This window comes from Tenacibaculum sp. ZH5_bin.1 (genome assembly GCF_042865525.1).
Lineage (GTDB): Bacteria > Bacteroidota > Bacteroidia > Flavobacteriales > Flavobacteriaceae > Polaribacter > Polaribacter mesophilus.
This window is the reverse complement of sequence record NZ_JBEGIO010000002.1, coordinates 459,626-475,418: the sequence shown is the minus strand read 5'-3', so window position 1 is coordinate 475,418 and position 15,793 is coordinate 459,626. Positions and strand designations below refer to the sequence as shown.

General features: G+C 33.3%; 15 protein-coding genes and 1 rRNA gene. 1 reads left to right on the top strand and 15 read right to left on the bottom strand.

Annotated elements, in window-relative coordinates:
• Positions 1 to 137 precede the first annotated feature (137 nt).
• A 5S ribosomal RNA gene (gene rrf, locus ABHQ57_RS10205) occupies positions 138 to 246 on the top strand.
• A gap of 366 nt (positions 247 to 612) precedes the next feature.
• Here the strand turns inward: rrf and ABHQ57_RS10200 are convergent.
• The 15 genes from ABHQ57_RS10200 to ABHQ57_RS10130 form a co-directional block, all read right to left on the bottom strand.
• The gene (locus ABHQ57_RS10200; RefSeq protein ID WP_167713756.1) at positions 613 to 1,329 is read right to left on the bottom strand and encodes a DUF4375 domain-containing protein; all 717 of its coding nucleotides are present in this window, start codon (positions 1,327 to 1,329) and stop codon (positions 613 to 615) included.
• A 560-nt stretch (positions 1,330 to 1,889) separates the two neighbouring features.
• Positions 1,890 to 2,132: a hypothetical protein gene (locus tag ABHQ57_RS10195; protein WP_167713757.1), complete on the bottom strand. Its 243-nt coding sequence runs from the start codon at positions 2,130 to 2,132 to the stop codon at positions 1,890 to 1,892.
• Between the two features lie 236 nt (positions 2,133 to 2,368).
• Positions 2,369 to 3,484 (bottom strand): chromate efflux transporter, encoded by a 1,116-nt coding sequence (gene chrA, locus ABHQ57_RS10190; protein WP_167713758.1) that lies wholly within the window; start codon positions 3,482 to 3,484, stop codon positions 2,369 to 2,371.
• Positions 3,463 to 4,011 (bottom strand): phosphatase PAP2 family protein, encoded by a 549-nt coding sequence (locus ABHQ57_RS10185; protein WP_159490958.1) that lies wholly within the window; start codon positions 4,009 to 4,011, stop codon positions 3,463 to 3,465. The genes chrA and ABHQ57_RS10185 overlap by 22 nt, the downstream gene beginning before the upstream one ends.
• Positions 3,996 to 4,475, bottom strand: coding sequence for a DoxX family protein (locus tag ABHQ57_RS10180; RefSeq protein WP_167713759.1), 480 nt, complete (start codon positions 4,473 to 4,475; stop codon positions 3,996 to 3,998). The genes ABHQ57_RS10185 and ABHQ57_RS10180 overlap by 16 nt, the downstream gene beginning before the upstream one ends.
• Position 4,476: 1 nt before the next feature.
• On the bottom strand, positions 4,477 to 5,055 hold the full coding sequence (locus ABHQ57_RS10175; protein WP_231128408.1) for a phosphatase PAP2 family protein: 579 nt from the start codon (positions 5,053 to 5,055) through the stop codon (positions 4,477 to 4,479).
• Complete coding sequence (locus tag ABHQ57_RS10170; protein WP_159490962.1) at positions 5,052 to 5,531, bottom strand: hypothetical protein; 480 nt, start codon at positions 5,529 to 5,531, stop codon at positions 5,052 to 5,054. The genes ABHQ57_RS10175 and ABHQ57_RS10170 overlap by 4 nt, the downstream gene beginning before the upstream one ends.
• 75 nt (positions 5,532 to 5,606) lie before the next feature.
• On the bottom strand, positions 5,607 to 6,425 hold the full coding sequence (locus ABHQ57_RS10165) for an AraC family transcriptional regulator (RefSeq protein ID WP_281979216.1): 819 nt from the start codon (positions 6,423 to 6,425) through the stop codon (positions 5,607 to 5,609).
• A 401-nt stretch (positions 6,426 to 6,826) separates the two neighbouring features.
• On the bottom strand, positions 6,827 to 7,150 hold the full coding sequence (locus ABHQ57_RS10160) for a hypothetical protein (protein WP_167713762.1): 324 nt from the start codon (positions 7,148 to 7,150) through the stop codon (positions 6,827 to 6,829).
• A 248-nt stretch (positions 7,151 to 7,398) separates the two neighbouring features.
• The gene (locus ABHQ57_RS10155) at positions 7,399 to 7,788 is read right to left on the bottom strand and encodes a hypothetical protein (protein WP_231128409.1); all 390 of its coding nucleotides are present in this window, start codon (positions 7,786 to 7,788) and stop codon (positions 7,399 to 7,401) included.
• Positions 7,789 to 8,006: 218 nt separating this feature from the next.
• The gene (locus tag ABHQ57_RS10150; RefSeq protein WP_159490972.1) at positions 8,007 to 8,624 is read right to left on the bottom strand and encodes a hypothetical protein; all 618 of its coding nucleotides are present in this window, start codon (positions 8,622 to 8,624) and stop codon (positions 8,007 to 8,009) included.
• A 238-nt stretch (positions 8,625 to 8,862) separates the two neighbouring features.
• The gene (locus tag ABHQ57_RS10145) at positions 8,863 to 9,660 is read right to left on the bottom strand and encodes a TrmH family RNA methyltransferase (protein WP_389863575.1); all 798 of its coding nucleotides are present in this window, start codon (positions 9,658 to 9,660) and stop codon (positions 8,863 to 8,865) included.
• Positions 9,661 to 10,165: 505 nt separating this feature from the next.
• On the bottom strand, positions 10,166 to 11,464 hold the full coding sequence (locus ABHQ57_RS10140; RefSeq protein WP_389863572.1) for an amidohydrolase family protein: 1,299 nt from the start codon (positions 11,462 to 11,464) through the stop codon (positions 10,166 to 10,168).
• A gap of 19 nt (positions 11,465 to 11,483) precedes the next feature.
• Positions 11,484 to 14,429, bottom strand: coding sequence for an amidohydrolase family protein (locus tag ABHQ57_RS10135; RefSeq protein WP_389863570.1), 2,946 nt, complete (start codon positions 14,427 to 14,429; stop codon positions 11,484 to 11,486).
• Between the two features lie 178 nt (positions 14,430 to 14,607).
• Positions 14,608 to 15,654, bottom strand: coding sequence for a WD40/YVTN/BNR-like repeat-containing protein (locus ABHQ57_RS10130; protein ID WP_389863567.1), 1,047 nt, complete (start codon positions 15,652 to 15,654; stop codon positions 14,608 to 14,610).
• Positions 15,655 to 15,793: the final 139 nt, after the last annotated feature.

Genomic DNA, 15,793 nt, shown 5'->3' with positions numbered 1-15,793 from the left:
TAGCTGAGTAGTACTAATAACCCATAGGCTTATGTACGTATCCCGGTCCTAGTGGCCGGGAGCAAACTCTTTGATGAATTTATGATATGATTTTACTAATATGTTAACTTTTACAGTTGAAATATACTGAAACGATTTAAGGTGATTATCGCAATGGGGCTCACCTCTTACCATTCCGAACAGAGAAGTTAAGCCCATTAGCGCCGATGGTACTGCCACAGGTGGGAGAGTAGGTCGTTGCCTTTCTTTATCAAACCTCAATCTTTTAAAGATTGAGGTTTTTTTTGATCTTATTTTTAGGATTGCTGTATCTCGTAGTTTTTAATCCTTTGCCCGTTATTTTTATAATTATAAAAGAAGTAATGTTACTGTAGAAATGCTGACTTTCCTCAGCAGAACGAAATCATCAGCGAGATTTGTTATAACTAATAATGTAAATGTTATCTTTTGAATTAATCATGTTTTTTAATTAGTAATAAAGGTTTTTACCATAATTAATAGTTTTATATAATGATAAATTTGTAAGTACGCATAAAACTAAAAATCCACATAGATTTTCAGAAATAGGGGAGAAAAAGTAATCATTTATAGTCATTGTTGTAATACGTTTTTTTATTTTGCTCTATAAAATTTATTTCTATTCGCTTTTACGTATTTCGTCAAGTCTTGCTGATATGTTTTGATAAAACTTTCCTCGTAAAAATAATCTTCAATTCCTTCGGCAGAAGGAAGTCCTTTGTATCCTTTTTCGAATGCTGTAAATCGTTTATTCCAATCACTTTTATTATTCTGAAACTTTGAATATAAATCTTGGATTGTATCGAACTTGCCAAAGTATTCATTCAAAACTATTTCATAATCCGTAGACAATTTTTCCATTCCAGTTGCTTGCATTCCTTCTAATGCGAGTATTGACAATTCTGGGTAATTAAACAGAAATTGGTAAACTCCTCCGTTGTTGACTTGAGATTCAAAGTTTATTAGAGTGAAATAAATTCTCTGTTCTTTAGTCAGTTCTTTTAGAAAATTAGCGTGAGTTTGATTCTTTTCCCAATATTTATTTGTTGCGTAAATGTCATTGCAAATTTTCTCACAAATGTCATAATGTTCATTGTCATAAACTCCCCATTTTTTATCATTCCATTTTTGCTCAATTTCAAAAATCCAATTTTCAGGCAATAAAGGAAGATGTTGAGTAGATTCAGATTCAGAATCAAGTCGAACAAATTCAGTCATAGTATTTTCAGAATTATTTGTTTTATTTCTCAAAATTAAAAATCCAATAACCAAAATTAAGATTACAATTATGATTAAAATTCCTATTTTCATTAGTTTGGTTAAATGTGCTACAACGGTTTCGTATAACAGTCAGTTACGGGTTAATATGCGTTAAATTTTGGTTTAGAACTGACGCTCGTAATAGCGAGAGGATTCGGATGTAGTCGAATTCGCCGTAATTGTGGTTATATATTATTGTGCACAGTTATTTACATATTTCATTATAGTGATATTCTAAAAATGATATATCAGGTTCATTAATTTTCGGTTTTTTAAATTCTAAATCAGTCAAAAATTTCTTTATTTGTTTGTCGGATTTTGGCCCAAATATTATTCTATATTCAGAGTCTAAAGAGAAATAACCTTTGTCAAACATCTTATCTTGCAAAACACAAAAGAAAATCGTATTTATTTATTTATTTATTTAGCAAACAGCACAAGTTGAATTGTAATTGTCCAAAACAATTTCCCTTAGTTTATTTTGATAAAATCTGACTTTTACTTTATTCTTCGTTTCAGTCGGATTATTTTTCTTATTTATCTCCTGGTTTTTTATAAAATATTCCTCTATCCTCTACAAGATTCAGTTCCTCAATGATTTGTAATGCTTTTTAAACTTTAAATCCGTTAGTTGTATTTAATTCGGAAATCGATTTTTTAGTCAAAAAATCTTTCTTATCTTCACGAATATTATAATGATGTAATAATTCCATAATTACAAATCCACCACCTCTGGCTGGTGTAGGTAAACTTAGAATCTTTCTTTGGATATTTCTATGGCTTTGTCCATCTATTAAGTAAGCTTTTATTACTTCGGCAATTGCATAGTTATTAAATTTGTCAGTGATTGCCATAATTTGGTTTTAATTGTGCAAAACGGTTTCGTATAAGCATAGTGCGGGACTTTGGAGCGATTTATTGTCCGCATGCACCAGGCTTTGATAGGTTCCAAAATACTCAATTTTAGCCATTCAGCCCGCATTACGCTTATACAATGTTGTAGGTAGTGCTTTCTTTTTCGTCCGTGTTTTGGGGGCAGACACACTTATTGACAAGCTTGGGATTGTGCGATTGATAATGAGAGGCTTTTCTATATCAATGTCAATAGGTAACCTACCAATGCTCCACCAATAACAATAAATGCACTGTTCATTTTCTTAAAGACAAAAACAGCAATTATGCTCAATACTGCAATTAAAATTGTTCGCCAATCGGTCAAAGTGTCTTTTCCCATTTCTACACAAACGGCTACAATTACGGCAACTGCCGCAATGTTAACAGCGTCTAAAAATGCTGCAATAATTTTCGATTTCCGCATTTTTGGAATGAGTGGATTCAGAATAGCAACAAAAATGAAAGAAGGAAGGAAAATCCCAACAGTCGCTGCTATTGCTCCCCAAAATCCACCTAATTGCCAACCGATAAATGTTGCCGTTGATAAAACAGGTCCTGGCGTAAATTGTCCAACTGCAACGGCATCAATTAATTCTTGTCGTGTCAGCAATCCTGTACTGACCAATTCTGCATCTAAATAAGCAAATAGAACATATCCGCTTCCATAGAGTAGTGCACCGACTTTAAAAAAAGTCCAAAGAATTTTTAAGGTACTCGTTGATGCTGTTACCTGTAATAAAACAAGTGGAGTGAAACTGTTCAGATTGTTTTTAGAGTTGCAGATGAAATGCCAAACTAAACCGAGAAATCCGCAAGCAAACAACGCCAAAATTTCGTGTACTCCAAGCAAACAGGCAATCAACGTTAATGTTCCTAAAATTCCGAGTTCCACATTTTTGAGTGCTTTTTTTCCAAGGCGGTAAACTGCCCCGAGAATAATGGCAATTACTGCTGGCTTTATTCCATAAATGAAAGGTTCAACTTTTGGGAATTGTCCGTATTGTTGATAAAGCCAAGCAAAAAACATTGTGATGACAACCGCAGGAAAAACAAAACAAACACCTGCAACTATCAATCCTTTCCAACCTGCTCTTTCGTGTCCGCAGTGCATTGTCATTTCGGTTGAGTTGGGGCCGGGAATAATATTGGTCGCACCCACCAAATCAAGAAAATGCTGTTGGCTCATCCATTTTCTTTTTTTCACGACTTCATCTTCCATCATTGCGATATGAGCCGCAGGACCGCCAAAAGCAATGCTACCTAATTTGAAAAAGAGTTTTGCGACTTCTATTAAAGTACCTTTTGTTTCCATTTTGTTATAGTAAAATTTTTAAATATTATAGTAACAACAAATGCTATAATTATTGATATTATAACATCTGTTGGGAAATGAACTCCTAAAGCCAATCTGGAATAAGCTACTAATAACGCCCAAACTAAAACAGGTAAATAGTAAAGTCTTTTTAGGTTTGAAAATAGCAAGACGAAAGATAATATAAATGCTATAACAGTATGTCCTGAGGGGAAAGATGGACTATTTGCTATTGATAAATTTACTATGTCACCATACAAATCAAAAGGTCTTGTTCTGTGTATAGCATATTTTAATGAAATAACAATTAGCGTTGCAGTTGAAAGCATAAGGAGTAATTTCAAAAAAATGTCTTTTGCATTTTCCGATTTCTTGAAAAAGACAAACCATCCTAAACAAAAAATAATACCGATTGCTATGAGATAGGCCGTTTTTGAAATCCAAAGTAACGTTGAGTCGAATAGTTCAATTCGATTATTATGAATCAAGCGCAGTAAAAAAATATCCGCTTCTATCTGTTTGCCCATTTCTTACTTTGAAAATAATTATCAAACGACCATTTTCCTGCCCCTTTGATAAGCAAAAACAAACTTCCAAACCACATAGCAAAATCGGTACGCATTTCGTGAGTCATACTCCAAAATCCATAACTGTTTAGTTCCCGAAGGTTGAATGGCCCAAAACTCTCTCCAAAGGCAATGGGAATTTTAGTTACGACAATGGCAACCGTCATATTGATAAGCATTGCTAAAGAAGCTCCCCGTGTCAATAGCCCCATCAGTAAAAGAATGCCACAAGCTATTTCAAATACACCAACAAAATTTCCGAAAAACTCCGGGTTTGGAAAACCCATTTTAACAAACCTTCCTGCACCACGAGTAGCGGGATACATAAATTTTTGAATGCCTTCTGAAAGGAAAACTGCACCGACCATTAAGCGTATGATGATGGTGGTTTTAGAATGGTCTGAACTAATTATTTTTTGAAACATTTCAAGTTATTTTTTCAATCAAAATAGGATTATATGCTTTGTAAATTCGAGCTACTGTCCAAGCGATAGGTAGGCTTAAAATAGCTGGTACTATTATATCCATTGGATAATGAACACCAAGGTAAACTCTACTGACACTTACAAAAATTGCCCAAGGAATAAGTATAAATGGTAACCATTTTAGCTTGTTCTGGGCTACTAAAGTCAAGTAGAACGCTAATGAAAATACATTAGCTACGTGAGATGAAATAAAGCCAAACTTTCCTCCTTTATAGTCATTTACAAAATGAAGTTGTCCTGCTAAATAAGGATTATGACTTGGTCTCAATCTTTCGAAAAGTGGTTTAAAAAGTCCTGAAGCTAACTGGTCGCTAATAGTTATGAGCAAGACAATTAACAAAATCATTAGGGTAGAGTTCTTTTTATACTTCCATATAAGCAGTAATGTCAGTAGAAAATAAAACGGTAACCAAGTAAATTTACTGGTAGCAAACCACATTATATCATCCCAAAATTTATTGTGATTACCATTTAACCATAACAGAATATCAATATCGAACTGTTTGATAAGTTCTATCATTGCTTCCTAATAGGTGATTGTCTGTAAAGAGGTTTCTTTACTGTAAAATGAGGTGCTTTTTCCATTGCGTGGCAACTGATACAACTGTTAGTCAGCATTTGGAAGTTATTGTTGAATACCACCGTATCTCTTTTTTCAAGTGCTTTTTGCATTTCTGTAAGTGTTACGGTTAAGAAATGCTCTGCGGATTTTGCACGTTTGGGTCTTCTTTCCAAACCACGCTCAATCGCTTTACGGATTTTTTCTATTTGATAGTTGGCATATTCCCAATTCTCATCTTGTCCTGCCCAATAGAGTTCCTGATAGCGGTAGCCTGTTTCCACCATTGCCATATCAAAACCCCTGAATTGGTTTTCAATGGTTTCTATTTTTTTCTGTCCCGTTCCTTTTATCCATTTGCCTTGGGCATTTTGCTCTTGATTGTTTCCACAAGAACTAAACAAAAGCAAAGCGATAATTGATATTGACCATTTCATATTTTGTGATTTTAATGCTGTAAAATTATACAACACATAACCAATAATGTGGTCTATTTGAAAAAAGAATGGTATTTATCTGTTGTTGTTTCTAAAGCCCACTGGAGTTTGGTCAACGTGTCGTTTGAAGTATTTTGAAAAATGGGAATTGTCCTTGAAATCAAGTCTGTGGGCAATCTCGCTTACGGTAATGTCTGTGTAAAGTAAAAGCCTTTTTGCTTCATTGATAATGTGTTCTGAAAGTATCTCAGCAGAAGATTTTCCTGTTTCTTTTCTGCAAGTTGCATTTAGGTTTTGCGCAGTGGTGTTTAACAATTTGGCATAATGGTTTACCTTATTTTTGAGTCCATCTTCTTTGCTCAAAAGGGCAGTGAATTTTTGAAAGATTGTACTGTTACCGTTTTTAAAAGTTTTTGGTGTTGCCGATTCAAGAAATTTTGCCAAAAGTGCTTTTAACAGTCCGTCTATTATTGGTTGATTTAGCTTTTTATTTTCTTGATGTTCGTTTAGTAAAATGTTGAAAATGTCAATTGCAATATTGTCTTTGGGAAAAAGACAAGTTTGTGCACTCAATTCTGAAATCAGGCGTTTGATATCTTTGTCCAAACAGTTGTCGATAAAGGATTTTTTGATGATGAGTACAAAGCCTTTGGGTTCTGTTTTGATGTCCCAAAAATGTACCTGCTCTTTACGGATTGTGAAAATAACAGGTGGTTTTATTTCATATTCTTTGGTGTCAATAGTGTGGGAACCTTTTCCTTTAGTCAGATAGATAATTTCAAAATAACTGTTGTGTTTGTGTGGAGATGTTTTTATAATGTGCCGTCTGAACGGAGCAATTTTTAATCCTTCGGTTTGTCTGGTTTTGTCTTTTATTTCGAGTTCTGCTTTCATTTATTGTATTGCTGTCCGTTCGGTGGCAAAAATTAGGCTCTTTTGGTTTTTTCAGCGTTGGCTTTGTGTTGGCAAAAACTAAATGTGCCTAATGTGCGGCTGATTTTTTACATTACCTACAACTTGTTTATATAGATGTAAAATACATCGTTATACAACTTAAAAGGAGGTGTAAGAATACTACTTTACTATTCTTTATTTTTGTTGCTAAGCTTTCTTGTTTAGTAAATAAAAAAAGGAAGTTTTTAGCAATTTTTATTCTTTTTTTATTAATGCAACCAAGATAAAACAAAATAAAAAACATACAAAAATGTACGGTTTAAAATAGTTTGTTTTTTTATCTTTCACAAATAAGTTATGAATCCGCCGTAATTGCTTTTACACATTGTTGTGCAACGTTTTTACTTACTCAACTTTTGATTCAATCGAGCATTTTCTTGTTTCAAAGTCCGCACTTGGTTTCCAAGGTCAAGTAAACTCAATGACATACGTGATATTACTTCAGATTGTTTTGATTGTGTGTCAATTATTTCTGTTAGGTTATTCTGTTCTGAATTTGATATAGAGATACTAAAACCAGTAATAAATATTTGTAAAATCATAATAGCTATGGTAGCAATAATTAAATTTCGAGACGTTTTAAATTGTCTTTCCGCATTTTTACTTTGTTCTCTTAAAAAAGTCAAAATATTATTTGTAACTTCATCTGGGTCGCGTAAATTCATATATAATTCAGGATTCACATGTGGTCGTTCAAATTTTGGATTATTAAACATATTTATAGTTTCTTTTTAAATGTTGCCTAACGTATTTGTGTATGATTTTTTTGCGGGAAAAGGACGCGAGTCATTTTCCGATGTTGCGGAAAGATAATTAATAAGATTGAATTTCCGAAGGAAAATCAGATGCAAACAAATAAGCACTAACTTTAGATTGAGGAATAAACTTACGTATTATTTTTATACAATGTTACCTAACGTTTTTTTAATTCTAACGCTTTCTCTAGTCTTTCTTTAAATTTATTCAATTTTGGATCAACATCTTCTCTCGGAGAGCTTTCAGATAGCTTTGTGTAAATTCTGATAGCACTTTTTAAAACCCTAATTTCATTGTCATAATCTTTATTTTTTCTATAAATTATAGCTAGTCTATTATATGGATGACTGCCTTCGAATTTTTCTTTTAAATTTTCTTCATACTCTTTTATTGCCGATTCAATTTCTCCTTTTTCTTCGCATTCTTTTCCTTTAAGATTTCTATCGACTTGATTAGAAAAATAGTTGTCAGATTCTTGATTTTCTGATTTTTCTTGAATTATTTCTTTTGGTGTTTTTTTTCCAAAAATATTTTTTAATAGGCTCATTTTATCTTTTTTAGAGTATAGTGGAAATGTTAGGTAACTTGTTTAGGAAAAAAGGAAGTTTATAGCAATTTTATTCTTTTTTTATTAAGCGTTAGCCAAGATAAAACAAAATAAAAAACCGTACAAAAATGTACGGTTTAAAGTAGTTTGTTTTTTTAGTCCTTATAAGTAAGTTATGAATCCGCCGTAATTACAGTTATATATCGTTGTAAATAGTTTTACTTAACTTTCACACATATAATATTACTTTCAATATCTACTGTATGTAGTGTGTTGTATAACTCAATAATTTTGTTCTTCTCTTCTATGCTATAACCAGCATAATTATTTAATATAAAATCACTGTTCGCATCATATTTAGTTTTGTTTCCGTACATTTTAATTTTTACACAGGCAGTATCTGAATTTTGAGAATTTTCACCACAATAATTTAAGTGTTCATTAGAAAAATCAAAAGACTTTTCACTGTTTGCTTCAATGGTTATAAAGTCAGAAATAGAGGCATAATGTTTCGGTGGGTCTTCATCATAAAAACTTACTTCTGAAATACAAGATGTTCCTTCAAACTCATTCTCAATAGAAGCATAATATTTCCCTGGTCGAAAATTAGGGTCAGAAGAAGGTTTAACAATGGTAATTTTAGAATTGCTGTTATTTATAATTTTAACATTTAATGTTAATAGTCCTTTCCTCCAAATATAATTTTCATTTGGCTTTTCTATGATTATAGAAATTTTTTCTTTATCGGTAGAACTACTTGTCTTTTTAATAGATGAACAACTTGTTAATGTTAAAGTTAACGATAATAATATAATTAATTTCTTTCTTGTACTCATTGTTTTAAATTATTTACAACTTGTTTATATAAGCATAAAATACATCGTTATACAACCAAAAGGGAAGTATAAGAGTACTTTACTGTTCTTTTATATTTATTGCTAAGCTTACTTGTTTAGGAAAGAAGTCTATAGCAATTTTATTCTTTTTTTATTAGCGGTAGCCAAGATAAAACAAAATAAAAAACCGTACAAAAATGTACGGTTAAAATGATGTTTTCAATATTGATAAGTAAGCTTATTGTATAAAATTACGTTGACGTTTCGCTTCAAAAGTTAAGATGGCTGCGGCAACCGATACGTTCATAGAATCGATCTCACCTTGCATTGGGATGTTGATATTCTGAGTAGCTTCGTCTCGCCAAACTTGCGTTAACCCTGTAGCTTCGGTACCTACTACCAAAGCAGTAGCCTTAGTATAATCGTTTTTATGGTATTCGTTTGAGTTTTGTAGGGTAGCGCTGTAAATATGAATGTTATGCTCCTGTAAGTACGCTATAATGTCTTCAGAAGTACCTGTAGCTATCTGATTGGTAAATACACAACCCACACTAGAACGTATGATATTAGGATTGAATAAATCCGTTTTAGGGTTGGCAATAAAAACAGCATCCACATTAGCAGCATCGGCGGTACGTAACATAGCACCAATATTTCCTGGTTTTTCAATACCTTCCATAACCAAAACGAGTGGGGTAGTGGTGTTGAATTCAATAGCGTCTAAATCGAAGTTTTTAGCTTTTACTACAGCAATAATACCCTCGGTAGTATCACGATAGGCAAGCTTTTGGTATACTTCTTTTGTTATTTCTATACAATTAGCAGCCTTATTTAGAATTTTGTTTACACTTTCTTCGGTAAACATATCAGCAACAAACAGCAGGGTATCTATTTCATAACCTCCTTTAACAACTAACGAAATTTCACGTTGTCCTTCTACTAAAAACAATCCTTTTTTCTTACGTTCTCTAGATTTCTCTTGAAGCTTTAAAAGCTCTTTTATATAGGCGTTTTGTGTACTACTAATCTGTTTCATCTGCTATTATATCTAAATACAAAAGTACTATTCTGTTTTATAATAAAATACCATCTTACTAAAAGAATAATTACTAGCTATAGCTGTTGTTAGGCAAACAACAGTACTGTTGCCCAACACCAAACACTACTGTTGTTTAACACCAGATGCTACTGTTTGAACCTTCAAACAAAACCAAAATATGGGATGTACTAGTTTGTATTAAGCTTCATACAGTAGTGTATGAAGTCACCCGACACTACTGTATGGTGTCATAATACAGTGGTGTATGAAGTTACCATACAGTAGCGCATTCCTATTATTCGTGCATAAAAAAACATCATTCTTTTTACGGAATGATGTTTAATAGTTTATTAAATTGAAGAGATTCCTTCGTCATTATTTCGACTTAAGTTTATCTTGAGCGAAGTCGAAAGGCTCAATAAACTCCTCGGAATGACGTTAAAATTGTTGTCATAGCGAGGAATGATAATGACGTGGCTATCTCTTAGTTTAGAAAGATATTCTATTGATTTTTATATTTATTAGCATAACGCTTCCATAATTTTGTTTGATGCGATTCTAGGCTAATTTTTCTTCCTTGTATAAAAGCAGCTGTTAAAATATTAGTACGCATATCTAAAGCATCACCTTCAGAAATAAATAAGGTAGCATCTTTACCAACTTCTAAGGTTCCTACATTGTTGTCAACACCTAAAATTTTAGCATTGTTTTGAGTAATTAATTGTAAAGCTTTTTCTTTACCTAATCCGTAAGCAGCATACGTTCCTGCATAAAATGGTAAGTTACGTGTGCTCATACGTTCCATATCTCCTTCCATACCTAAACCTACTAAAATACCTGCATCGGTTAATATCTTAGCTGCTCTAAAAGGTCTGTCATAATCTGCATCTTCACCATTAGGCAAACGGTGAGCACGTTCTAAAATAACAGGTACATTGTTTGCTTTTAATAAGTCAGCAACTTTTTCAGCCTCTTGTCCGCGAACAATCACGATGTTTTTAACGCCTAATTCTTTACAAATAGTTACAGCATCAGTAATTCCTTTTTCTCCTGATACGTGTACAAACATTCTTTGTGTACCGTTTAAAACTCCTTGTAAAGCTTCGTATGGTAAGTTTTTAGGTGTTTTGTTACCTGCTAGGTAGCTTTTTGCATTGGCGAAAAATTTTGTAAGCTTATCAATACTTTTTTGATAGTTTTTGTTAGGCTTTAATCCTGGGTCTTCACCCATCCACCAACGACCTCTCGAGAATACCTGAGGCCAGTTCATGTGAATACCATCATCGGTTTTAATAGTAGCATCTTCCCAGTTCCAAGCATCTAATTGTACTACCGAAGAGGTTCCTGAAATAACACCACCACGTGGGGTAATTTGTGCCATTAATACGCCGTTAGGACGCATAGTTTCTACTACTTTACTTTCTGCATTATAGGCAATAATACTACGAATATGTGGTAACATTGAACCTACCTCATCAAAGTCTCTCGTTGCACGTACAGCATCAATTTCAGCTAAACCTAAAGAGGTGTTTGCTGCAATGAATCCTGGATATATGTGTTTTCCTTTGGCATTAATAACAGTTCCCATACGGGCAATTCTGCTATTAGCATTTCCTACATGGGCTATTTTACCGTTAGAAAACATAATTAAAGAGTTTTCAATTACTTCTCCGTTTCCTAAATGTGCTGTAGCACCTTCAATACTATAAGCTTCAGTTTGCTTGGGTGCTGGTGTTTGTTGCGCTATTATATTTCCTAAGAATAAGAAACATAATAAACTATATATTAATTTAATTTTCATGTTGTGTGTTTTTAAGTTCTTATTCTGTATCACAGTGAAATAATTTCTGAGTTTTCTTTTTAGGAGCTTGTGTTTTACCTCCTTTAATCTTCTCTTGTAACATCATATTGATTAGCTTAGCACGTTCTGCTTTAATAGCTTTACGCTTTTCTAAGTCTTTTTCAATGTCAAAATAAACAGCTCCGTCAATAATTGTTTTTTCTGCTTTAGAGTATACAGAAAGTGGGTTTCCGCTCCATACTACAACATCAGCATCTTTACCTTTTTTAATACTACCTGTACGGTCGTTTAAGTGTAATAGTTTTGCAGGATTGATAGTAACTGTAGCCCAAGCTTCTTGTTCGCTTAAACCTCCATATTTAATCAATTTAGCAGCTTCTTGATTCAATCTACGAGACATTTCTGCATCATCAGAATTAATAGCAACGGTAACTCCTTGGTTGTGCATAATAGCTGCGTTGTATGGAATCGCGTCGTTAACCTCGTATTTATATGCCCACCAGTCAGCAAAAGTAGAACCGCCAACTCCGTGTTCTTTCATTTTATCTGCTAGTTTGTATCCTTCTAAAATGTGGGTAAACGTATTAATGTTAAAGTTGAATTGTTCTGCAACCTTCATCAACATATTAATTTCTGATTGTACGTAAGAGTGACAAGAAATAAAACGTTCTTTATTAATAATTTCTGCTAAGGTTTCTAACTCAATATCTTTACGATATGGTTGTCCGCTTTTCTTTTTAGCATCGTATTCTTTGGCTCTTTGGAAGTAGTCAATATATACCTGCTCAACTCCCATACGTGTTTGAGGGAAACGAATGGTATTTAAATCTCCCCAGTTAGATTGTTTTACGTTTTCACCTAAAGCGAACTTGATAAATTTAGGAGTGTTGTTGTATAACATTCCGTCAGCATTTTCTCCCCATTTTAGTTTGATAATTGCTGAACGTCCACCAATTGGATTCGCAGAACCGTGTAATACCTGAATAGAGGTAACACCACCCGCAATGTTTCTGTAAATATTTACATCGTTAGGGTTGATAACGTCTTCAATAGTTACCTCAGCTGTTGAGTTATGCCCTGATTCGTTTACAGCTGAAGTAGCAATATGTGAATGCTCATCAATAATACCTGCGGTTACATACTTACCAGTTCCGTCAATAGTTGTAGCTCCTCTTGAAGATAAGTTGGTACCTATTTTAGCTATTTTTCCATCTTTAATTAATACATCGGTATTGTTTAGTACTTCGTTGTTTTCAGAAGTCCAAACCGTAGCATTTTTAATTAAAATAGTCTCTTTTTGTGGAGCAGTTGGGTTTCCTAATCCGATATTTGGGTATGAGACAGCTACTACTTCAGGAGTAGTCTCTTTTTTCTTGTCGCCTTTCTTTTTAGAGTCAGCTTTTCCAGTATAAGTAGCATTCCAAGTACTTTCATTTCCATCGTTGTCGGTAGCTGTACCCGTAATTTGTTGTTTGTTTTGTACTAATGCTGTTAAGCGAGTGTAGTTGTCACCATCTTTAAGAGTTATATGTAACCAGTCGTTGCTAAAAGATGATTTACTGTTTACCTTTTTATCTCCACTTTTTAAAGCAGCTGTTTGTTTAGCTCCTTTACCAGTAATGGTCATATCGTACGATTTTCCGTTAACTGTTAACGTGTACTTACCTGTAATATCTTTAATATCCATTGAGTTAATGGTGTTTTTATCACCTTGTACCCAGTTTTCATATAAAGTAGTTTGTTTGTCAAAAATATCACCAGAAGTAATTAAGAAGTTAGCATAACTACCAGCTTTCAAATTTCCTATTTTATCATTCTTTAAAATCTTGGCAGGTACTGTAGTTAACGCTTCTAAAGCTGTAGTTTTATCTAATCCGTAAGTAATAGCTTTTTGAAGATTGCTATTAAACTCTTTTACTTTCTTTAATTTATAGGTAGTTAACGCAAAAGGAACCTTGTTTTTTGCTAAAATTGAAGGATTTGCTGGTTCTTGATTCCAAGAGCGCATATCGCTTAGCGCAATTTTATTTGCTAAAAATGGATTTGATACATCGTAAGCATTTCTAAAATTAATAGGAATAATGTACGTAGCATTTGTTGCTTTAATATCATTGATTCTTTCGTATTCGTTACCTCCACCTACAATGGTATATTGAATTCCAAATTCGTCACCAATTTTATCAGCACGCATATTATCTAAATATCCACCTGCATTAAATATTTGAGGTAACTCTTTTTTATTGTTTAGAGCTTCTAAAGCTAAATCGGTATTTTTTGCATTTCCTTTGGCATACCAATCGGCATCTAAATATGTTTGACGTAATAATGCCATGGCTCCCATACGTGAAGTAGGGTAGCTTTGACGTGATTTAGCACTTTTAGAAAACGATAAGTAGTTTCCAGATTCTTTGTCTAATATTCTGTAAGCATTAGAACTGTTAGGGTTTAAAGCAACTAAAATTCCGTTACCTCGCATTATACCGTCTGCTACGTGTGTATTAACAGCACCAAAGCCTAAAGACAATAATTCTTTGGCTTTTTTAGCATCAAAGTTAAACTCAGCAGCAGCATCTACATCAGGACGAATATGGTCGTTCCAGTAATATCCTTTTCTACCAGCATCGTATTGTGGTGTTTTACCACGACCACTTTCACGTTTAGGTTTTGCGATACCAAAGGTTGAATAGGCATCTACAAACGAAGGATACATAGACTTTCCGTCTAGGTTAATTACTTGTGCTTCGTTAGGTATGTTAACCGATTTACCTACAGCAACAACTTTTCCGTCTTTAATAAGTAGTGTTCCTTTTTTTACTACTTGGGTAGGGGTAACATAAATAGTAGCATTGGTAAATGCATACACGTTGTTTTTGGATGACTTTACTCCTGTGTTGGTAGGAAAGTACTCTTGTGCAAAAGAGGTACTAATACACAGGGATAAGAGTAAGAATAGTATTTTTTTCATTTAATATTGAGTTGATTAGCTTATAAAAATAGATAGTTAAAAAGGAAAAGAATTCCTTTTAACAAAACATTAAGAATTAATCACAGGGTGATAGCCAAGAATTTAATCCACCAAGGCTTACCTAATAGACTTAAAATGGGTTTTCTTATAGTTCTTTGTTTACTTACCCTAAGATAGTTTAGTTAAGAACTAGCTTTCCAATCTTTTCATGACCAGATAACCAGGCTGTATTACTATCAATAAACTGAATAGCATAGTAGCTTTCCTTACTTATTTGTTTCCAAGTATGTCCACCATCGTTAGAAAATGATATTCCTGTTTTTCCAACAGCAAAAACTTCATTTCCATTCGTGTTAGGTACATACTGTACGCAGCTTTTGTAATTAGGATTGGTATTATTAGCTACGAGTGTCCATGTTTTACCACCATCGGTAGTAATTGCTTTATTAGCGTTATTGTCTTCCGGTTTTGAGTAGTTTCCTCCAATAGCAATTCCATGGTTTTCATCATAAAAATCAATAGAGTAAATTCCTTGTGGTCCGTTACCTTGTACAATTGGGGTGTCAAAAATCTCCCAAGTGTTTCCAAAATCGGTAGATTTTAAAATACGTGCTTTGGTTCCTCCAGAACCTATCCAAACAGTATTGTTTACAATAGCAATATTGGTGTTACTAGCAGCAAAGAAGGCTTCTCCTTCTTCAAAAGTAGGCAGCTGTGAGCAAGGTAGTTTTGTCCACGTATTTCCTCCGTCTGAGGTAAGAATAATAGACGGACAATCTTCTGTAGGATCACCAACGGCAATACCATGTTTTCCATCGGCAAAGAATTGCATACAGTCGTAAAAAACCTTTTCGTGTTCTTCCTTATATACCAATTCATATTTGTTTTCATATCCTTTATATAGTAAGGCTGGGTTTGCTACCGATAAGGCAAATATATTTTCACCATTTTTAGCAATGCTTCTAAAGTGCGGTATAATAGTATCGTTATACTTTAAACTTTGTGTTTGCCATGTTCTACCACCATTTTTTGTTGTTGTAATATCTCCTTTAGAGCCTGCAAAAATTAACTCATCGTTACTAATAGCTAGTATAGCTCTAATACTGGTACTATCTTGTTTAAACTCGGTAATTTTAATAGTTTCAAAAGTTCTTGGGGTTTTCTTTTCTTGCTTACAAGATAGTATTGTTAAAGAGAATAAGAAAAGGAATGATAATCGTTTCATGTGTTTGTTTTAGTTGTTTTAAATGGAGCAAGTAACCTTAGAAATTTAAATTAATTAGTAAATATGTAGAGAAAGTTTACTTTACCTATGTTGGTTCCATATTTTTGATATTTTTACAGAACTAAAAATAGGAAAACCA